At 72.4% G+C, this 20,390-nt stretch carries 16 protein-coding genes; 8 read left to right on the top strand and 8 right to left on the bottom strand.

Annotation, left to right across the window (positions count from 1 at the left end; genetic code table 11):
• Positions 1-2: 2 nt before the first annotated feature.
• Genes ACZDYF_RS14600 through narI form a run of 4 tightly spaced genes read left to right on the top strand, consistent with a single transcriptional unit; the run spans position 3 to position 7,142 of the window.
• Positions 3-3,929 (top strand): nitrate reductase subunit alpha, encoded by a 3,927-nt coding sequence (locus ACZDYF_RS14600; protein WP_475058444.1) that lies wholly within the window; start codon positions 3-5, stop codon positions 3,927-3,929.
• A complete protein-coding gene (gene narH, locus ACZDYF_RS14605; protein WP_475058447.1) occupies positions 3,929-5,635 on the top strand; it encodes a nitrate reductase subunit beta in 1,707 nt (568 codons plus the stop codon). The genes ACZDYF_RS14600 and narH overlap by 1 nt, the downstream gene beginning before the upstream one ends.
• Entirely contained in the window at positions 5,632-6,384 is a 753-nt protein-coding gene (narJ, locus tag ACZDYF_RS14610) for a nitrate reductase molybdenum cofactor assembly chaperone (RefSeq protein WP_475058450.1), read from the top strand. Before narH ends, narJ begins: the two co-directional genes overlap by 4 nt.
• Positions 6,381-7,142 carry a respiratory nitrate reductase subunit gamma gene (gene narI / locus ACZDYF_RS14615; protein WP_475058453.1) on the top strand — a complete coding sequence of 254 codons (762 nt, stop codon included), beginning with the start codon at positions 6,381-6,383 and terminating at the stop codon, positions 7,140-7,142. The genes narJ and narI overlap by 4 nt, the downstream gene beginning before the upstream one ends.
• Before the next feature lie 13 nt (positions 7,143-7,155).
• On the opposite strand, the gene ACZDYF_RS14620 is transcribed toward narI, so the two are convergent.
• From ACZDYF_RS14620 to ACZDYF_RS14655, 8 genes are all read right to left on the bottom strand, one after another.
• Positions 7,156-8,286 carry a pirin family protein gene (locus ACZDYF_RS14620; protein ID WP_475058456.1) on the bottom strand — a complete coding sequence of 377 codons (1,131 nt, stop codon included), beginning with the start codon at positions 8,284-8,286 and terminating at the stop codon, positions 7,156-7,158.
• 548 nt (positions 8,287-8,834) lie between these two features.
• Positions 8,835-9,833, bottom strand: a complete 999-nt coding sequence (locus ACZDYF_RS14625; RefSeq protein ID WP_475058459.1) for a hypothetical protein — start codon at positions 9,831-9,833, stop codon at positions 8,835-8,837.
• A gap of 82 nt (positions 9,834-9,915) precedes the next feature.
• The gene (locus ACZDYF_RS14630; RefSeq protein ID WP_475058462.1) at positions 9,916-10,479 is read right to left on the bottom strand and encodes a DinB family protein; all 564 of its coding nucleotides are present in this window, start codon (positions 10,477-10,479) and stop codon (positions 9,916-9,918) included.
• 57 nt (positions 10,480-10,536) lie between these two features.
• A complete protein-coding gene (locus ACZDYF_RS14635; RefSeq protein ID WP_475058465.1) occupies positions 10,537-10,839 on the bottom strand; it encodes an antibiotic biosynthesis monooxygenase in 303 nt (100 codons plus the stop codon).
• Between the two features lie 83 nt (positions 10,840-10,922).
• Entirely contained in the window at positions 10,923-12,353 is a 1,431-nt protein-coding gene (locus tag ACZDYF_RS14640; protein WP_475058468.1) for a sugar porter family MFS transporter, read from the bottom strand.
• A gap of 141 nt (positions 12,354-12,494) precedes the next feature.
• On the bottom strand, positions 12,495-13,073 hold the full coding sequence (locus ACZDYF_RS14645; RefSeq protein ID WP_475058471.1) for a DUF779 domain-containing protein: 579 nt from the start codon (positions 13,071-13,073) through the stop codon (positions 12,495-12,497).
• Positions 13,074-13,171: 98 nt separating this feature from the next.
• A complete protein-coding gene (gene adh, locus ACZDYF_RS14650; protein ID WP_475058474.1) occupies positions 13,172-14,695 on the bottom strand; it encodes an aldehyde dehydrogenase in 1,524 nt (507 codons plus the stop codon).
• Between the two features lie 174 nt (positions 14,696-14,869).
• Positions 14,870-16,180 carry a transcriptional regulator gene (locus tag ACZDYF_RS14655; protein ID WP_475058477.1) on the bottom strand — a complete coding sequence of 437 codons (1,311 nt, stop codon included), beginning with the start codon at positions 16,178-16,180 and terminating at the stop codon, positions 14,870-14,872.
• Between the two features lie 132 nt (positions 16,181-16,312).
• Here ACZDYF_RS14655 and ACZDYF_RS14660 point away from each other — a divergent pair, with 132 nt between their 5' ends.
• The 4 genes from ACZDYF_RS14660 (at position 16,313) to ACZDYF_RS14675 (ending at position 20,280) form a co-directional block, all read left to right on the top strand.
• Positions 16,313-16,918, top strand: coding sequence for a TetR/AcrR family transcriptional regulator (locus ACZDYF_RS14660; protein ID WP_056644728.1), 606 nt, complete (start codon positions 16,313-16,315; stop codon positions 16,916-16,918).
• 38 nt (positions 16,919-16,956) lie between these two features.
• Positions 16,957-17,775, top strand: a complete 819-nt coding sequence (locus ACZDYF_RS14665; RefSeq protein ID WP_475058481.1) for a CPBP family intramembrane glutamic endopeptidase — start codon at positions 16,957-16,959, stop codon at positions 17,773-17,775.
• Between the two features lie 286 nt (positions 17,776-18,061).
• Positions 18,062-19,423 carry an MFS transporter gene (locus tag ACZDYF_RS14670; RefSeq protein WP_475058484.1) on the top strand — a complete coding sequence of 454 codons (1,362 nt, stop codon included), beginning with the start codon at positions 18,062-18,064 and terminating at the stop codon, positions 19,421-19,423.
• A 191-nt stretch (positions 19,424-19,614) separates the two neighbouring features.
• The gene (locus ACZDYF_RS14675; RefSeq protein WP_475058488.1) at positions 19,615-20,280 is read left to right on the top strand and encodes a biliverdin-producing heme oxygenase; all 666 of its coding nucleotides are present in this window, start codon (positions 19,615-19,617) and stop codon (positions 20,278-20,280) included.
• The last annotated feature ends 110 nt before the right edge of the window (positions 20,281-20,390 follow it).

The raw sequence follows: 20,390 nt of genomic DNA on the forward strand, positions 1-20,390 counted from the left end.
GCATGTCGCAGTCCACCGTCCCCGGCCCGGGCACCGACGCCCGCGCCGCGGACGCCCCACGCCCTGAGTCCCCGGGGGGCAGCGGTGAGGACGCCCTGCTCCGGCTCGGCAAGCACCTGCGCCGCGGCGAGGTCTCGCCGGACCTGCGCCAGCTGTTCCTCCAGGGGGGTCGCGAGGGCGACGTCTTCTACCGGGACCGGTGGTCGCACGACAAGGTGGTGCGCTCGACGCACGGCGTGAACTGCACCGGGTCGTGCTCGTGGAAGGTGTACGTCAAGGACGGCATCATCACGTGGGAGACGCAGCAGACGGACTACCCGTCGGTCGGCCCGGACTCGCCCGAGTACGAGCCGCGCGGCTGTCCGCGCGGCGCGGCCTTCAGCTGGTACACGTACTCCCCGACGCGGGTCCGCTACCCGTACGTGCGGGGCGTGCTGCTGCGCGCGTTCCGCGACGCGAAGGCGCGCACGGGCGACCCCGTGCGCGCGTGGGCCGAGGTCACGGGGAACCCCGAGACGGCGCGCGCGTACAAGCAGGCGCGCGGCAAGGGCGGCCTGGTCCGAGCGTCGTGGGAGGAGGCCGCGGAGATCGTCGCGGCGGCCCACGTCCACACGATCAAGACCTACGGCCCGGACCGCATCGCGGGCTTCTCGCCCATCCCGGCGATGTCGATGGTCTCGCACGGCGTGGGCGCACGGTTCATCTCGATGCTGGGCGGCGCGATGCTGTCGTTCTACGACTGGTACGCGGACCTGCCGGTCGCCTCCCCGCAGGTGTTCGGCGACCAGACCGACGTGCCCGAGTCCGCCGACTGGTGGAACTCGTCGTACTGCATCATGTGGGGCTCGAACATCCCCGTGACCCGTACCCCGGACGCGCACTTCATGGCCGAGGCCCGCTACCGCGGCCAGAAGGTGATCGTGGTCTCGCCCGACTACGCGGACAACACCAAGTTCGCGGACGAGTGGCTCGCGGTGCACCCCGGCACCGACGGCGCGCTCGCCCTCGCGATGGGCCACGTCATCCTGCGGGAGTTCCACGTGGAACGTCGCACGGCGCCGTTCGTGGACTACCTGAGGAGATACACGGACTCGCCGTTCCTGGTCACGCTCACGCCGAGCCCGGCGTCGACCTCCTCGGGGCCCGACGGCGGAGCTCACACCGCGGGACGCATCACCTACGTCCCGGACAAGTTCCTCACCGCGGCCGACCTGGGCGACGACGTGCTGCCAGGAGCCGCGAGCGCCGCCAACGCGGCCTTCAAGCCCGTCCTGCTCGACGCCGACGGGGGCGTCGTCATCCCCAACGGCACGCTCGGGCACCGGTTCGGCGAGGCCGACGAGGGCAGGTGGAACCTCGACCTGGAGGGCGTGGTCCCGCTGCTGTCCGTCGCGGACGGCGTGGCGGGCGCTCCGGGGATCCCGGGGGCCGCGCACGAGACGCACGGCGCGTCCCACCACACCGCCGTCCGTGTGGACCTGCCGCGCTTCGACCTGTCCCCCGACCCCGACCAGGGCGAGACCGGGATGCACACCGGCGGCGCGGGCTCGGTCACGCGCGGCGTGCCGGTCCGGCGCGTGGGCGGGCACCTGGTGACCACGGTGTTCGACCTGCTGCTCGCCCGCTACGGCGTGAACCGCGAGGACCTGGACCTGCCCGGCGAGTGGCCCTCGGGCTACGACGACGCGGACTCGCCCGGCACCCCGGCGTGGCAGGAGCAGTTCACGGGGGTCCCGGCGGCGGCGGCCGCACGGATCGGGCGCGAGTTCGCGGACAACGCCGAGCGGTCGGGCGGGCGCTCGATGATCATCATGGGCGCCGGGGCGAACCACTGGTTCCACGCCGACACGATCTACCGGGCCATGCTCGCGCTGACGACCATGACGGGTTGCCAGGGCGTCAACGGCGGCGGCTGGGCGCACTACGTCGGGCAGGAGAAGTGTCGGCCCGTCACCGGATGGGCGCAGTACGCGGGCGGCCTGGACTGGTCGCGGCCCCCGCGCCAGATGATCGGCACGGCGTTCTGGTACGTCGCCACGGACCAGTGGCGCTACGACGGGCTGCCGGCGGACGCGCTCGCGACACCGCTGGGCTCAGGTCTCTTCGCGGGCCGGACCACGGCCGACTGCCTGGTCGAGTCGGCGCAGCGCGGCTGGATGCCCAGCTACCCCACGTTCGACCGCAACCCGCTCGACCTCGTGGACCAGGCCGAGGCCGCCGGGGTCGCCCCCGCGGACTACGTGGTCTCCGAGCTGCGCAGCGGCGCGCTCCGGTTCGCGGTCGAGGCGCCCGACGCCCCCGAGAACTTCCCGCGCTGCGTCACGGTGTGGCGGGCCAACATCCTGGGGTCCTCGGGCAAGGGCAACGAGTACTTCCTCAAGCACCTGCTGGGGACGGACTCGGCGGTGCTCGCGGACGAGTCGGCGCCCGCGCGGCGACCGCAGTCGATCGAGTGGGCCGAGGAGGGCGCGCGCGGCAAGCTCGACCTGCTCACGACGCTCGACTTCCGCATGACGAGCACGACGCTGTTCTCCGACGTCGTGCTGCCCGCGGCCACCTGGTACGAGAAGCACGACCTGTCCACGACGGACATGCACCCGTTCGTGCACTCGTTCAACCCGGCGATCAGCCCGCCGTGGCAGACCCGCACGGACTTCGACATCTTCCACACGATCGCGCGGAAGATCAGCGAGTACTCGGTCGAGCACCTGGGCGTGCGCAAGGACCTCGTGGCCGCTCCCCTGCTGCACGACACCCCGGACGCCATGTCGGTGCCGCACGGCACGATCGTCGACTCGGGCGCGGGGTCCGCGTCCCGTCCCCTGGTCCCGGGCGTGACCATGCCCAAGCTGGTCGTGGTCGAGCGCGACTACCCCGCCTTCGCGGACCGCATGGCCTCGCTCGGACCGCTCACCGAGAAGCTCGGCATGGTCACCAAGGGCGTGCAGTTCTCGCCCGGCGAGGAGGTGCGGGTCCTGGGGCAGAAGAACGGCCTCGTCCCCTCGGGCCCCGCGGCGGGGCGCCCGCGGCTCGACAAGGACACGCACGCGTGCGAGATGATCCTCGCGCTGTCGGGCACGACGAACGGTCGCCTCGCGGTCCAGGGCTTCGAGCACGTCGAGAAACGCACGGGCGTCGAGCTCGCGGACCTCGCGCGCGACGAGCAGGGCAAGCGGGTGACATTCCCGGACGTCCAGTCCCGCCCGACGACGGTCATCACCTCCCCGGAGTGGTCCGGCTCGGAGCACGGGGGCCGCCGGTACACCGCGTTCGCGATCAACGTCGAACGCCTCAAGCCGTGGCACACCCTCACGGGACGCCAGCACTTCTTCCTCGACCACGACTGGATGACCGAGCTCGGGGAGCAGCTGCCGGTCTTCCGGCCGCCGCTCGACATGCACCGCCTGTTCCCCGACTCGCCGCCGCTGGGCGACCGCTCACCGAGCGGCTACCCGGGCTCGGAGGGCCAGGCCGAGGTCGCGGTGCGGTACCTGACGCCGCACTCGAAGTGGTCCATCCACTCGGAGTACCAGGACAACCTCTTCATGCTCTCGCTGTCGCGCGGCGGGCCGAACATCTGGATGTCGCCGCGCGACGCCGACAAGATCGGGGTGCGCGACAACGAGTGGATCGAGGCGTACAACCGCAACGGCGTGGTCGTGGCGCGGGCCGTGGTCTCGCACCGCATGCCCGAGGGCACGGTGTACATGCACCACGCGACCGACCGCACGATCGACGTCCCGCTCGCCGAGACGTCGGGGCTGCGTGGCGGCATCCACAACTCGTTGACGCGGGTGCTGCTCAAACCGAGCCACCTCGTGGGCGGCTACGCGCAGCTCGCCTTCGCGTTCAACTACCTGGGCCCCACGGGCAACCAGCGCGACGAGGTCACGACGATCCGTCGTCGTTCGCAGGAGGTGACGTACTGATGCGGGTGATGGCTCAGATGTCGATGGTCATGAACCTCGACAAGTGCATCGGGTGCCACACGTGCTCGGTCACGTGCAAGCAGGCGTGGACGAACCGTACGGGCGTCGAGTACGTGTGGTTCAACAACGTCGAGACGCGGCCCGGTCTCGGCTACCCCCGGACCTACCAGGACCAGGAGAAGTGGCAGGGCGGCTGGGTCCGCACCAGGCGCGGGAAGCTCAAGCTCCGCGCGGGCGGGCGGGCCAAGAAGCTCGCGACGATCTTCTCCAACCCCAAGCTCCCCTCGATCCACGAGTACTACGAGCCGTGGACGTACGAGTACGACATGCTGCTCTCGGCCCCGCAGGGCCCGCACACCCCCGTCGCCAAGCCCAAGTCCCTGCTCACGGGCGAGGACATGAAGATCGAGTGGTCGGCCAACTGGGACGACGACCTGGGCGGGTCCAAGGAGACCATGCAGGACGACCCGATCCTGCAGCACATGAGCGAGCACGTGGCCTCGGAGTTCGAGCAGACGTTCATGTTCTACCTGCCGCGCATCTGCGAGCACTGCCTCAACCCCGCGTGCGTCGCCTCGTGCCCGTCGGGGGCCATGTACAAGCGGGCCGAGGACGGGATCGTCCTGGTGGACCAGGACCAGTGCCGCGGGTGGCGCATGTGCGTCACGGGCTGCCCGTACAAGAAGGTCTACTTCAACCACAAGACCGGCAAGGCCGAGAAGTGCACGCTGTGCTACCCCCGCCTCGAGGTCGGGCTGCCCACGGTCTGCTCCGAGACGTGCGTGGGGCGCCTGCGCTACCTGGGCCTGGTCCTGTACGACGCCGACCGCGTGACCGAGGCCGCGTCGGTCGAGGACGAGCACGAGCTCCTGGAGTCCCAGCGCTCGGTGTTCCTCGACCCGCACGACCCCGCGGTCGTCGAGGCCGCGCGCGCCGAGGGCATCCCCGAGGACTGGATCGCGGCCGCCCAGGCGTCCCCGATCTGGGCGCTCATCCAGAAGTACCGCGTGGCCCTGCCCCTGCACCCCGAGTACCGGACCATGCCCATGGTCTGGTACATCCCGCCGCTGTCGCCCGTGGTCGACGTGGTCGGCTCGTCGGGTAACGACGGCGAGGACCCGCGGACCCTGTTCGCCGCGATCTCCAAGCTCCGCATCCCGCTCGAGTACCTCGCGGGGCTGTTCACCGCGGGCGACACCGTGCCGGTCGAGCGCACGCTGCGCCGTCTGGCCGCGATGCGCACCTACATGCGCGACATCAACCTGGGCGACGAGCCCAACGAGGCGATCGCCCGCGCGGTCGGCATGACGGGCACCGAGATCCAGGAGATGTACCGCCTGCTCGCGATCGCCAAGTACGAGGACCGCTACGTCATCCCGACCGCCCACCAGGAGATCGCGCGCGAGCTCGAGGAGATCAGCTGCTCGCTCGACTTCGACGGCGGCCCCGGGATGGGCGGCATGGGCGGCGCCGGGCCGTTCGGCTCGTCGAGCGGGACCCCGGTGCCCGTCGCGGTCGAGAACTTCCACGTGCTCCAGGCCCGTCAGACGGCCGACTCCCCCAACGGCCCCTCGACGTCCGGGCGCGTCAACCTGCTCAACTGGGACGGCAACGGCCGGCCCCCGGGCCTGTTCCCACCGGGGTCTCCCGGTGGCTCGGACGGCCCCGGGCCGGACACGTCCGGCGACGGCACGGCGGCCCGATGATGGGCCTGTTCACGAAGTCCCCGGCGACGACCTTCCTGCCCCGCCCGACGGCGCGCACGCCCCTCCTGGAGCCCCTCGCGCCGGTCCGGGCCACGCCCGCGCAACGGCGCACCACCCACATGGCCGCCTCGCTCCTGCTCGACTACCCCGACGCCGGGACGCTCGCCGCCGCGCGCGAGGTGCGGGACGTCGTCGGGCAGCTTCCCGATGCCGTGCAGGCGCGGCTCGACACGTTCCTCGACGACCTGGAGACCGGCGAGCCCGCCGCCCTCGAGGCGCGCTACGTCGCGACGTTCGACCTCAAGCGCAAGTGCTCGATGTACCTGTCGTACTACGCCGCCGGGGACACCCGGAAGCGCGGCATGGCGCTCGTGCGGTTCGTGCAGGCCTACCGGGCCGCCGGGTGGGAGGTCGACGGCGAGGAGCTGCCCGACTACCTCCCCATGGCCCTCGAGTTCTCCGCGCGCGCGACCACGCGCGACGAAGAGCGCATCGCCGCGGGGCTGCTCGGCTCGCACCGCCAGGGCATCGAGGTGCTGCGCTCTGCCCTCGCCGCGATGGCGAGCCCGTACGCGCTCGTGGTCGAGGCCGTGTGCCTGACCCTGCCCCCGCTCGACGCCGAGACCGAGCGCCGGTACCTCGAACTCGTGACGTCGGGCCCGCCGACCGAGATGGTCGGGCTGTCGGCCATGGGGCCGCTCGAACCGTTCGCCCCCGCAGGGGCGCCGCCCGAGGAGGTACGACGATGACCGGAGCGAGCACGGGCGACATCCTGCTGTGGGTCGTCTTCCCCTACGTGACCTTCGCGGTGTTCGTCGTCGGGTCCGTGTGGCGGTACCGCTACGACAAGTTCGGGTGGACCACGCGGTCGAGCGAGCTCTACGAGAAGAAGCTCCTGCGGCTCGGGTCGCCGCTGTTCCACTTCGGCCTGCTGTTCGTCATCCTCGGCCACGTCCTGGGGCTCGTGATCCCCGAGACCTGGACCGAGGCCGTGGGGATCGACGAGGGCGCGTACCACTTCGTGGCCACCTACATGGGCTCGCTCGCGGCCCTCGCGCTCGTCGCCGGGCTGCTCATCCTCGTCTACCGGCGGCGGACGACCGGGCCCGTGTTCCTCGCGACCACCCGCATGGACAAGGTCATGTACGTGTTCCTTGCCGCGTCGATCCTGCTCGGCGCGTGGGCGACCGTCCAGACCCAGCTCCTCGCCGAGAACCACGGGTACAACTACCGCGAGACCATCTCGCCGTGGTTCAGGTCCCTCTGGTACTTCCAGCCCCAGCCCGCGCTCATGGAAGGCGTGCCCGCGGCGTTCCAGCTCCACATCGTCGCCGCGAACCTGCTGTTCATCCTGTGGCCCTTCACGCGGCTCGTGCACGCGTTCTCGGCGCCCGTGCCGTACATCTTCCGGCCCTACATCGTGTACCGCTCGCGCGACGCGTCCGTGGCGTCCCGCGAGCCGCGGCCGGGGTGGGACCCGTCGGAGAGGCCAGGGTCGAAGCGGTAGGTCGTTTACGCCCTCAGGTCGGCCGTCTGCGCGGCTTGAGCCGCACGTCCGGCAGCACCGGAGCGGGCAGCGGCCCGCCGTCGTAGCCGGCGACCTCACCGAACCTTCGGCCCGACGCCCCTGCGGCGTAGCGCGTGCCGCCGTCCCCGGGCACGGGGACCTCGGGACCGCCCGCTCCAGGCGCGTCCGCCCCGTCGCCCTGGGCGACCTCGACCTGCGCCATCCAGTCCGCACGCGCCGCCGCCACGTCGTCGTGCGAGCGGCCCACGAAGTTCCACCACATGACGATCTCCTCGGCGAACGGCTCGCCGCCGATCAGCACGGCCCGCACGGGCGAGGTTCCCGCCGAGACGGTCACGACCGAGCGGCCGGGCTCGACGTAGCCGAGCGACGCGACCGGCACGGTCACGCCCTCGAACGACGCGTCTCCCGTGTCGACGAGCAGCGCGTGCTCGAACCCCGGGTCCACCTGGATCTCGACCGACGCGCCCGCGGGCAGGTCGACCTGCGCCCCGACGAGCGGCGTGAAGACCGTCGCGGCCGACCGCAGCGCGACACCGCCCACGCTCAGCGAACCCACGAGCACCTGGACCCGCTCGCCTCCGGCCCCGCTCCACGCGGGCAGGTCGCCGTGGTGCTCGAAGAAGGGCTCGTCCCCGAGCCGGTCCCTCGGCAGCGCGACCCAGAGCTGCACGCCGTGCAGCAGGGGCGGGCGCACGCCCGCGGGCGACTCCTCCGAGTGCGAGATGCCGCGTCCGGCCGTCATGAGGTTGAGCTCGCCCGGCCGCACGGTCTGCAACGAGCCGACCGAGTCTCGGTGCAGGATCTCGCCGTCGAACAGCCAGCTGACGGTCTGGAGGCCCGTGTGCGGGTGCGGCGGGACCTGCATGCCGTCGGAGGCACGGACGTCGTCGGGCCCGTAGTGGTCCAGGAAGCACCACGCCCCCACGAGCGAGCGCACGCGCTGCGGCAGCGTGCGGCGCACGTCCATGGCGCGGGTCCCGCCGAGCGGGACCTGGCGGTGGTCGAGGATCTCGACGGGCGTGCGGTCGGCGCGCGCTCCGTCCACGGGGGTGCCCGACGGCGCAGCGTGGCTTCCCGCGGCACACACCTCTTCGCGGGGCCGGGTCTCGAGGTTGCTCATGGGACGAGCCTAGGCCTGGCGTCACCCGGGTACTCAGCGAGGCTCCCGGCGGGGGCCGGGAGCCTCGCTGATGACCGTGTGCCCTGAGACGGCCGGACCTGACGGTCCGGCCGGGCTCCGCGTCGACGTCGCGGCTCGGCGCCCTCCCCAGGACGAGCGGGTGCTCGTCCTGTTCTCCTGGAAGGCGCCTCTCACGATCGGCCTTCCGGTTCCGGTCGGGACCTGCGTCGTCACCCGCAGCCCGGGGTTGTTGGGACCCGCGGGACGTCTCACCGTTCTCCGGTCAGCCTGGGGCTCTCGGGGGATGTGGTTCCAGCGTCCTTGCCGGTCCGTCCTCCCGTACGGGAGGGCGTCGTTGGGGGCTGCTGCCTTACCCTTCGAAGCCGATAGTGACGTTTCTAGTCCTGCTCGGGCCGACCGTGCAAGAGGTCGACGGACCCTTTTTCGGCGGGCTCGTTCACCACAGGTTCGTCCACAACGAGAACACCGTCCTCACGTCACCACCCACAGGCTTGTGCACAGAATCTGTGGATAACTCTGGGGGCTGTTCACACCCAGAACCTCGCCGTGCTCTCCGCTGCGATGCGTTCCTCGACCTCCGCCGCGGACACCTCGAAGCCGCCGTCGTCGACCAGGACGCCCTGGACCCGGCCCTGCAGCACGGCCGCGAGGCGGGCGAGCGACGCCCGCATGCGTGCCCGAGCGATGAGGTGCAGCCCTGACGGCTCCTCGACCTCCAGCTCGTAGACGTCCGTCGGGAGCCACAGCAGCCGGTACGCGAACGGGCCGTACTCGCGCCAGTCGAGCGGCGCCAACGCCGCCGGCACCCTGTCCACCTTCTGCACCACGAGCTTCACCGCGCCGTCGTACGCCGTCTCCCCGAGCAGCACGAAGTCGACCAGGTGGTCCTCCCGCTCCTCGACCGCCGCCACGCGCGCGCCCGGGACGAAGGTCCGCAGCACCCCCAGGGCCGAGTCGGGCGTGAGCGCGTGCGCGCTGAACACCGTCAGGTCCACGCCCCGGGCCGGGTCCGGCGTGAGCACCTGCGTCCCGTCCACCGCGACGCTGCCGCCGACCTTGCGTGCCGCCGCGACCGCCCACCGCACGACCCGCAGCTCCAGGTCGTCGGGCAGACCCGCCGCGAAGACCCGACCGAGGCCGTCGCGGTCCTCGGTGTCGAGCGGCACCCGCCCCCGCGAGGAGCGCGCGACCCGGACCGCCCACACCTCGGCAGACGAGGAGGCCAGGCCCAGGTCCTGCGCGCCGGGCGACAGCACCACGAACGGCCCGACGACCTCGACGCCCTCGGTGAGCCGGAGCACCCCGGGGCGACGGACGTCGTCGGGCACCACGCCGCGGAAACGAGCGCCCGCCATGGGGCGCTCCGCCGGACCGCTGGTCGGCTCGCTGACCCAGCCCGCCTCCGGGAACCAGGCCCGCGCGAGCGCCTCGATCCCCGGGCGCGCGACGCCGCGCGAACGCGGCAGCGCGAGCAGGTGGTCACTGCGGTACAGGTCGGGGACCCACCCCGTCGGAGGAAGCGTCATGACGTGACGCTAGGCGCCCCGAGGACCGCGCAGAATGCCGGGAGGTTACGGGCGTGGGTCGGGTGCGGGCGCCGGGCTCGGGTCAGGAGGTGGGGGCGCCGACGTCGTGCAGGTGGTGGACGACGTCGTGCAGGAAGTACTGGCCCAGGGTGCGCACCGTGAAGACCGAGCCGTTCGACCGGCGGCCGGGCCGCTCCCAGTCGTCGGGCCCGACGGCGTCGAACCGCCCCGCGACCCGGTCGCCCGCGATCTCGATCTCCCGGGCGAGGAGCTGCGGGTCCTGGTGCTCGTAGTCGCCCGCGAGCGCCGCCGCGTCCTGGTCCCAGTTCGCGAACAGCGGGTCGTCGCCCTCGACCATCGACGCGAGACGCACGTCGAAGATGCCGAACACGTCCCGCACGTGCGCCGCGTACTCGAGCGGGGACCACGTGTGCTCGTCGGGGCGCACCGCGACGTCGGGGCGAGCCAGCACGTCCAGCCAGCGCGGGATCGTCGCACGGACCGCGGGCCCCACCTGGTCCGGTTCGACCGTCCCCGACTCGAACCCGCACTCGGGGCACGGACGGTCCAGGACCCAGGTCCAGTCCTTGGTGTCAGGGGTGATGCCGGAGGGGTCGGCCGGGCCGGGCAGCTGAGGCGTCGTCATGCCGGGATGCTAGGGCCCCGTCGCGCGGTGCGGAACCCCCGGTCCATCCCGTGGGCCTCACTCCTGCGGGGCGGGCGGCGGGATCTCGTCGAGGAGGAGGACGTCGAGCGGCTCGAGCATCCACTCCTCGAACGGCACGCTCCGGAACAGGTCGAACAACGCGTCCTCGCCCGCCGTGAAGGCCGCCGACGACTCCCAGGTCGTCGTGAGGACCAGCCGCTCCTCGTCGCCCTCGGACCACACCGCTGCCTGCACGAGCCCGGTGATCGACCGCGTGACGAGGGCGGCCTGCTGGAGGTAGGCGAGCGTCACGTCGCGGAACTCGGGGCGCGGACGGTGCACGACGACCTGCGTGAACATCGGTCCTCCCCGGTCTCGGCCTCTCAACGCTACGAGCCGCTGGCGACCCCTGGGAAGAGTACGACAGGGTGATGTCCTGAACGTCATGCTGCCCGGGCCCCGTCGCCCATCTGGTCGAGGGACCGTCCCTTGGTCTCCGGGAGGAACCGCAGCACGAAGAACACCGCGAACGCCGAGACGGCGGCGAAGGTCCCGTAGGTCGCGGGCAGCCCCCACGCCTCGCTGACCACGGGGAACGAGCGCGTCACGGCGTAGTTCACGAACCACTGCACGGCCGTCGCGACCGCGAGCGCCGTCGCCCGGATCGCGGGCGGGAACATCTCCCCGAGGAGCACCCAGCCGAGGGGGCCCCACGTGAGCCCGAACGAGACGACCATGAGGTTGACCGCGACGAGCGCCGTCATCGCCCACGCCATCGGGAAGACCAGCTCGCCCGAGGCCGACGTCGTCGCCTGCCCGAACGCGAACGCGGTCACCGCGAGCGCGACCGCCATGCCCACGGACCCGGCCGCGAGCATGGGACGGCGCCCGAACCGGTCCGCGAGCCCGATCGCCACGACCGTGACCGCGATGTTGACGCCGGCCGTCACGAGCGACATCGTCAGGGCCTCGGACTCGGTGAAGCCGACCGACTCCCACAGCGACGTCGAGTAGACGAACACGGCGTTGATGCCGCTGAGCTGGATGAGGGCAGCGACGCCCAGGCCGATCCACACGATGGGCCGAAGCCCCAGGGCCGGGCCGCGGAGGTCCCGGAGCGAGGACGTGGCGTGCGCCCCGATCGAGGCGCGAAGGCGGTTGACCTCCTCGTCCACCTCGTCGTCGCCGAGGCCGGTGAACCCCTGCAGGACGCGCTGGGCCTCGATCTCGCGACCACGGCCCACGAGGTAGCGAGGCGACTCGGGCAGTCGCAGGGCCGCAAGCCCGTACAGCGCTGCGGGGACGAGCTCGGCCAGGAACATCCAGCGCCACGCGGGAATGCCCGCCCAGAGGTCGTGCACCGCTCCCCCGGCTGCGCGCGACATCGCCAGCCCGACCGCGAGGGCCACGAAGATCCCGATCGTGATGAAGAGCTGCTGCAGCCCGCCGAGGCGACCGCGCGAGCGCGGCGGCGCGATCTCGGCGATGTACGCGGGGGCCATGACCGACGCCGCGCCGATCCCCACGCCCGCGAGGAAGCGCACGGGCAGGAGCACGCCCACCGACGGAGCGAACGCAGCAGCCACCGCGCAGAGACCGAACAGCAGCGCGGAGAGCAGCATGACGCGCACGCGCCCCAGACGCTCGGACACCGACCCGGCGAACCACGCACCCACCGCGCACCCGAGCAGCGAGAGCGAGGCCACCATGCCGCGCAGGCTCGCGCTCAGCTCGAAGTGCTCGCTGAGGGCACCGACCGCCGAGTTCACGACCGAGGTGTCGAACCCGAACAGCAGCCCGCCGAGCGCCGCGGCGAGGCACGCGAGGACGACCTTGCCGGGGCCCCGGGGTCGCGGCTGCGCGTCGGTGGTCATGGTCGGAACCGTTCGCTGCTCATGGTCCGAACACTGCCACGGGGTGGCGGGCCGGGCGCAGCGCACGGCGGGTGATCCTCGCCGCGATCGCACGTGCCAGAACCGATGAGCCCCCGGGACCGCGCGCGTCCTGACAGGACCTCAGAGCACCTGGCCCGCGAGCGTCGCAGACTCCTCGTCCGAGAAGAGCCGGGACCGGATGATGAACCGCACGCCCTCGGGCGCCTCGACGCTGAACCCCGAGCCGCGCCCCGGCACCACGTCGACCGTCAGGTGCGTGTGGCTCCAGTACTCGAACTGGCTGCGGCTCATCCAGAACGGCACGGTGAACGTCGCCCCCGCGAGGTCGACGGCGTCCGCGCCCCCGTCCCCGTCGAGCACGATCCCGGCGCCCAGCGGACCCGCGGGGCCGCTCAGCGCGACGTCTGCCAGCTCGGGCTCCGCGAGCTCCGAGAACGAGTCGACGACGACCAGGTCGCCCAGGTGCACGTCGGCCTCCGACGTGAGGAACTCGCCCTGCGGGTAGCACATGGGTGACGACCCGTCGCAGCACCCCCCGGACTGGTGGAACATGAGCTCGCCGTACTGGACCCGCAGGCGGGCGAGCAGCTCGGCCGCGGCGGGGGTCAGCGCCACCCGTTCGGGCAGCACCTGGCCGGGCGAGGGCCCCACCGCCCCGGGTGCGGTGACCTGCGGGCCGGACGTGACGTCGTCGGGCATGATCCTTCTCCCCTCGTGGCGGACTGGACGGCGGAGCCGCTGGCTGGACGAGCGGGCGGGGCCGTGCTTTCGGCCCCGCCCACGACGGCGGGCACGGCCTAGAAGAAGCCGAGCCTCGTGGCCGAGTAGCTGACCAGGAGGTTCTTGGTCTGCTGGTAGTGGTCGAGCATCATCTTGTGGTTCTCGCGGCCCACGCCCGAGCCCTTGTACCCGCCGAACGCGGCCGCCGCGGGGTACGCGTGGTAGCAGTTCGTCCACACGCGGCCCGCCTGGATCTCGCGGCCCGCGCGGTAGGCGATGTTGGCCTCGCGCGACCACACGCCCGCGCCCAGGCCGTACAGGGTGTCGTTCGCGACCGTGATCGCGTCGTCGAAGTCCGCGAAGTCCGTGACCGCGACGACGGGCCCGAAGATCTCCTCCTGGAAGATGCGCATCGAGTTCTTGCCCTCGAAGATCGTCGGCGTCACGTAGTAGCCGCCCGCGAGGTCACCGCTCATCTCGGCCCGGGTGCCGCCCGTGAGGACCTTGGCCCCCTCGGCCTTGCCGATGTCGATGTAGCTGAGGATCTTCTCGAGCTGGTCGTTCGACGCCTGCGCTCCGATCATGGTCTCGGTGTCGAGCGGGTTGCCCTGCTTGACGGCCCGGGTCCGCTCGATCGCGTCGCCCAGGAACTGGTCGTAGATCGACGACTGGATGAGCGCACGCGACGGGCACGTGCACACCTCGCCCTGGTTGAGGGCGAACATCGTGAAGCCCTCGAGGGCCTTGTCGTAGAAGTCGTCCTTCTCGCGCGCGACGTCCTCGAAGAACAGGTTGGGCGACTTGCCGCCCAGCTCGAGCGTGACCGGGATGATGTTCTGGCTCGCGTACTGCATGATGAGCCGGCCCGTGGTGGTCTCGCCCGTGAACGCGATCTTGCGGATGCGCGGGCTCGACGCGAGCGGCTTGCCCGCCTCGACCCCGAACCCGTTGACCACGTTGAGGACGCCCGGCGGCAGCAGGTCCCCGATGATGTCGATCAGGAACAGGATCGACGCGGGCGTCTGCTCGGCGGGCTTGAGGACCACGCAGTTGCCCGCAGCGAGCGCCGGGGCCAGCTTCCACACCGCCATGAGGATGGGAAAGTTCCACGGGATGATCTGCCCGACCACGCCCAGCGGCTCGTGGAAGTGGTAGGCGATGGTGTCCTCGTCGATCTCGGAGATCGACCCCTCCTGGGCCCGGATCGCGCCCGCGAAGTAGCGGAAGTGGTCGATCGCGAGGGGGATGTCCGCGGCGAGGGTCTCGCGCACGGGCTTGCCGTTCTCCCACGTCTCGGCGACCGCGATCTTCTCGAGGTTGGCCTCCATGCGGTCGGCGATCTTGTTGAGGATCACGGCGCGCTCGGTCGCGGTCGTCTTCCCCCAGGTCCGGGCGGCGCCGTGCGCGGCGTCCAGGGCGCGGTCGATGTCCTCGGCCGTGCCGCGCGCGACCTCGGTGAAGGTGCGGCCCGTGACGGGGCTCGGGTTCTCGAAGTAGCGGCCGCTCGCCGGGGCGACGTACTCGCCGCCGATCCAGTGGTCGTAGCGAGACTTGTACTCGGCGATGGCTCCGGGGGTGCCCGGGGCAGCGTAGACGGTCATGTGCGTCTGCCTCCTTGCAGTGCTCTGTGCCGTGCGTGGCCCGCCGCCTGCCGTCTGCCCGCCGTCCGGCGCGGTCCACATCCCGAGGCGCACCGTTGCGCCCGGGTGCACCGGACGTTACGCAGCGCAGGGTTGCAGGAGGGTTGCAGTCACGGTGTCAGAACGATCCCGGCGTCAGCGCAGCGAGCGGTCCAGCAGCGCGAGGCGCGCGCGGGCCCGGGCAGCCGCCGGGGTCCCGGGGGCCGCGAGCGCCGCGAGCCGGCGCCACGCCGCGTGGTCGTCGGCGCCCTCGTCGCTCGCGAGCCAGCGCCCCAGCACCCCGACGTCGCCCGACGCGACGACCGCCCCGCGCACCTCGGCCGACAGCTCCTCGCGCAGCCGCTCGACGCCCGGCGCGACCGACCGCGGCAGCACCGGGCCCGGGTACGCGGTCAGCGCGGCGTGGACGTCGCCCGCGGCGAGGAGGTCGCGCACGGTGTCGAGGTCGGTGCGCAGCGGCGCCCCGAGCCGGTAGGGCCGCGACCCGCCCAGCAGCGGCCCGACGGCCCGCCGCAGCCGCGACACCTCCGCGCGCACCGTCACGTCGGACAGCTCGCCGGGGTGCAGCAGGACGGCCAGCTCGTCGGCGCCGAGCCCCCGCGGAGACGCGGCGAGCAGCAGCAGGATCTCGCTGTGGCGAAGGCTCAGCCGGCCCGACGGCGCAGCGTGCGTGCCGCCGTCGGGCGCGGACGCGTAGGTGCCCGGGGCGGGCCAGCCCGCTGCTGCGCCCGGCGCGGCGCGGAGCACCCCGTTGGACACGCCGAGCACGTCGAGGCGCGGCGCGAAGGGGTCGATCAGCGAGCCGGCGGCACTCTGCTCGAACTGCTCGGACCGCTCGGCGAGCTCGCGCTCGACCGCGGCGACCGAGGCGCGCACGAGGGACAGCACGAGGCCTGACGCCGCGACCTGGCCGCCCGTGACGTCGAGGACCCCGAGGATGCGCCCCGTGCGCAGGTCGCGGACCGGGGCCGCCGCGCAGTTGAACGACTGGACGGGGCGCGTGAAGTGCTCGGCCCCCAGGACCTGGACCGGGCGCCCCGTCGCGAGGGCCGTGCCGGGGGCGTTGGTCCCGACGCGCTCCTCGCGCCACACCGCGCCCTCGACGAAGCCGATGCGCCCGACGTCGTCGCGCATGCTCGCACTGCCCTCAACCCACAGGAGGCGGCCGGCGTCGTCGGTCATCGCGACGACCGCGCTCTCCCCCGCGAGCCCGGCGACCAGGAGGTCGCGCACGATCGGCATGGCGCGCGCGAGCGGGTGCCGGGCGCGGTAGGGGCCGAGGTCGGCGTCCGACATGGAGACGTCGGGGTGCGGGACGTCGGGGTCGACGCCGCTGCGGGCGCTGCGCCGCCACGACGCGGCGACGAGGGGACGGACGCCGGGCGGGAGCGCTCCCGTGCTCAGGAAGGCGGCGTGCGCGGCGCTCACGGCCGTGGGGTCGGTCATGATCGCCTCCTTCGACGCCTTCGTCGAGTCCTGCCGGTCCTGGGGCCCAGTGTAGGTGGCTCGGCGCGCGGCGTCCTGGGCCGCGGAACGACGCGAATTAGCAATCTGACACGTAGTGCCTATGATGTCAGCATGCCGAAGATCATCGGCGGTTCGCTCCACGAGCACCGCGCACAGACCCGTCAGAAGCTCTTCGCGGCGCTCTCGAACCTCATGATGGACCGCGGCTTCGACGCGATCTCCCTCGCGGACATCGCCGCCGCGGCGGGCGTGGGACGCACCGCGGTGTACAACCACTTCCCCGACAAGGAGTCGCTGCTCCTGGGGTTCATCACGCACGAGACCGAGCAGTACGTCGGGACGCTGGAGCGCGCGCTGGAAGGCGTCGACGACCCGGTCGAGCAGCTGCGCACCTACATCCGCCAGCAGGCGCAGCTCAAGCGCGTCTTCCACCTGGCCCCCGGACCCGACCTGCGCACCGTGCTCTCGCGCGGCACGCAGCAGCGCCTGCGCGAGCACGCCGTGATCGTCGAGGACACGCTGCGCCGCATCCTCACCGCGGGCATCGCGTGCGGCGAGTTCCCCGAGCAGGACCTCGGCACCACGGTCCAGCTCGTCAACGCGTGCCTCTCGGGCCGCCTCATCCCCGAGGACCCCGCCCAGCGCGAGCGCGCGATCGAGGCGACCGAGGCGTTCGTCCTGCGGGCCGTGGGCACCCAGGAGCTCGTCGCCGGCTGAGGGTTGACACCCCGCGCGACAGGCTGCGAGCCTGCGGCGTGACCTCGACCGCCCCGACTCCAGCGCCCCGCGCCTTCCTCGCCCCGACCCTCACGTTCGTCCTGGCGACGTTCGTCGCGTCGGGCGCGCTGCTCCTCCTCCAGCCGGCCTCGGGGATCGACCCGTCGGTGTTCGCGCTCGTCCAGCTCGCCCCCGCGGTCGGGGCCGGGGTCACGTTCGCGATCTTCCGCAGCCGCCTCGCACCGCTCCTGCCCGACGCCGTCCCGCGCCGTCAGGTCGTCGCTCACCTGGTCCTGGCGTTCGCCGCGTGCCTGCTCTACTGGGGCGTGCTCGTGGCCGTGCTCCTGGTGCAGGGCGAGCCCCTCGAAGGCGCGCACGGCGTCGCGGGCGTGCCGTTCGTCGTGCTGATGCTCACGTACCTCGTGGGTGCGGCCGGCGAGGAGATCGGGTGGCGCGGCATGCTCCAGCCGCTGCTCGAGAACCGGTTCTCGCTCCTGGTCGCGAGCATCGTGACGGGCCTCGTGTGGGGCGTGTGGCACGTGCAGATCTTCACGGCCGGCCCCGTCGTGATCGTGGGCTTCCTCCTCGCGACCGTCGCCCTGTCGGTGCTCCTCGGCCACTTCGGCCGCGGAACCGTGCGGCAGCGCGTCGCGCTCGCGACCCTCATGCACTGGCTCGTGAACCTCGCGCTGCTCGTCACGCTCGGCGACCGGCACGGGACGCCCGACGGCGCCGTCGCCAACGCGGTCGCCGCGCTCGTGACCACGGCCGTCTTCATGGCGATGTTCGCCGCGGCGCAGCGCAAGCGCGGCAGGAGCGCGCTCGTGGCACGCCGGACGCAGGACGTCGCGGCATAGGGCGCACGCCCGGCGCGAGCGGGCCGTGGTGTCCCGGCCCGACGACGGAGCACGCCTCCCGCCGTCGGCTCACCGGCGCTCACCGTCGTCTCTCGCCACACGGCCCTCCCCCAGGGGTGTGGTTCTGCGAAGCCGCAACTATTGTTGCGGCTCCGCAGTAGACGAATCCTCCCGGAGCCGCCAGGATCCGCTGCCGTGGCGCGGCAGGACCGCACCCGACAGACCGGCCGGCGCTCCGCCGTCGGGCCGTCGCGGGCTCGCGCCGACGGGCGCCTAGAGTCTTCCGGTGCCCCCAGCCCTCCCCCCGCTCCCCCCTGACGACACCCCGACGCCCCCCGGGTGCCCCGAGGAACCCACCCGCCGGGGGCTCGGCCGGTCCTTCACCAACGTCTTCACGGCGAACATCAGCTCGAGCCTGGCCGACGGGATCGCGCGCGTCGCCGCGCCGCTCCTCGCCACCCGCCTCACCGACGACCCGCTGCTCATCGCCGGCATCGCGGCCGTCGCGATGCTCCCCTGGCTGTTCTTCGCGATCCCGTCCGGGGTGCTGCTCGACCGCATCGACCGCCGCCACGCCATGGTGATCGCCAATGGCGCCCGCACCCTGCTCGCAACCCTGCTCCTCACGCTGTTCGCGACCGGCACGCTGACCATCTGGTGGCTGTACGTCGTGATCTTCGCGTACGGCGCGCTCGAGACGCTGTACGACGGCGCGATCCGGGCCGTCGTCCCCGCGATCGTGCGCCGCCCCGACCTGCCGCGCGCCAACTCCCGCATCGAGGTGGGCGAGCTCGTGGTGCAGAACTTCCTCGCCGTGCCCCTGACGTCGGCGCTGTTCGCGGTGGCCGTCGTGATCCCGCTCGGGATCGGTGCCCTGTCCTACGCGGTCGCGGGGGTGCTCGCGTTCTTCCTGCCCGCCGCGGCGGCCGGTGCCCACCGGGCGCACCGGAACCGGCTGCGCCGCGCCGACAGACCCGACGGGCCCGGCGAGCCCGCGGTGCTCGCGCCCGTCCGCACGACCTTCGCCCGCCAGCTCACCGACGGCTTCCGCTTCATCATGAGCCACCCCATGCTGCGCCCGCTGTGGTTCCTCAGCATCCTGATCGCGCTGTTCTTCGCGGCGGCCATCGCGACCGACGTGCTGTTCGTGCTCGAACGGCTCGACGTGCCCGAGCAGTGGTTCGGCGTGTTCATGCTCTCGGGGGCCGTGGGCGGGATCGTCGGCGCCGTGATCGTGAGCCCGCTCAAGGTCCGGTTCGGGGCGGGCCCGGTCATGGCGGCGGCGAACTTCGTCGGGCCGGTCGCCCTCGTGGTCATGGGGTTTTTCCCGACGGTCCCGGTCGCGGTCGTGTGCTTCGCGGTGTCGTTCGGCTCGACCTCGGTGTGGAACGTCCTGGTCATGTCGCTGCGGCAGGCAGCGATCCCGGGGCACCTGCTGGGCCGGGTCCACGGGACGTGGCGCACGCTGCTGTGGGGGACCATGCCGCTCGGCTCGCTGCTGGGCGGGCTGCTCGCACGCGTCGACCTCACGACGCCGCTGCTCGTCGCGGGCGGGCTCACTGTCGTCGTCGCGGCCGTCGGCTACCGGTTCCTGCACGGTCTGCCCAACCCGGAGGACGTCGCAGAGCACGCGCTGCCCACGCGGTGAGGCTCCGTCGCCGCCTGCCCACTCCGTGAGACCTCCCCCACAGAGCATAGGTAAACCTCACCTCACTGTTGTATCGTTCCTGACGCGACGTCATGACGATGTGTCACGACACACCGCGGACCGGCGCCGACCCCCTGGCGCACGTGCCGACGTCGTGCACGTGACACGACGAACCGCAGGAGCCCGCTGAGATGACCGCCGAGACCCTTCCCCCCGTGGATGCCGCACCCGCGTCCCTGTCGCTGCGCCTGCGCGAGGGCACGCGCCCCGAGCACGAGCAGGCCGAGACCACGGGCTTCGTCGAGAAGCTCATGGGCGGCGAGCTCGACGTCGCCGCCTACACGGACCTCGCCGCGCAGCAGTACGCGATCTACGGCGCGCTCGAGCAGGCCAGCGTCCAGATCCGCGACGACGCCCAAGGCGCGACCCTCGTGTTCGACGAGCTGACCCGCACACCCTCGATCGAGAAGGACCTCGCGTTCCTCGTCGGCCCCGACTGGGCCACCGAGATCCGCATCCTGCCCGCGACCGAGGCCTACGTGGCCCGCCTCCTCCAGGTCGGCACGTCGCTGTCCGCCTACGCGGCGCACGCCTACACGCGCTACCTCGGCGACCTGTCGGGCGGCCAGATCATCAAGCGCATGATGGAGCGCCACTACGGGCTCGGCCCCGACGGCCTGGCGTTCTACACGTTCGACGAGATCCCCAAGGCCAAGCCCTTCAAGGACGTCTACCGCGAGCGCCTCGACGCCCTCGACCTCACGGACGAGCAGATCGCCGAGACGGTCGAGGAGGCCAAGCTGGCGTTCCGCCTCAACAGCGCCCTGTTCGCGGAGCTCGGCGCGGTCCACTGCTGACTGCGCACTGAGCAGCACCGGGCACCACCGAGCGCTGCTGCCGCTTCGGCCCCGGCCCCTCGGCCCTCGCGGTTGCCGAGCATGCGGTTGGCGTCGGCCGAGCATGCGGT

It is taken from the genome of Oerskovia sp. PE-21s, assembly GCF_056158145.1.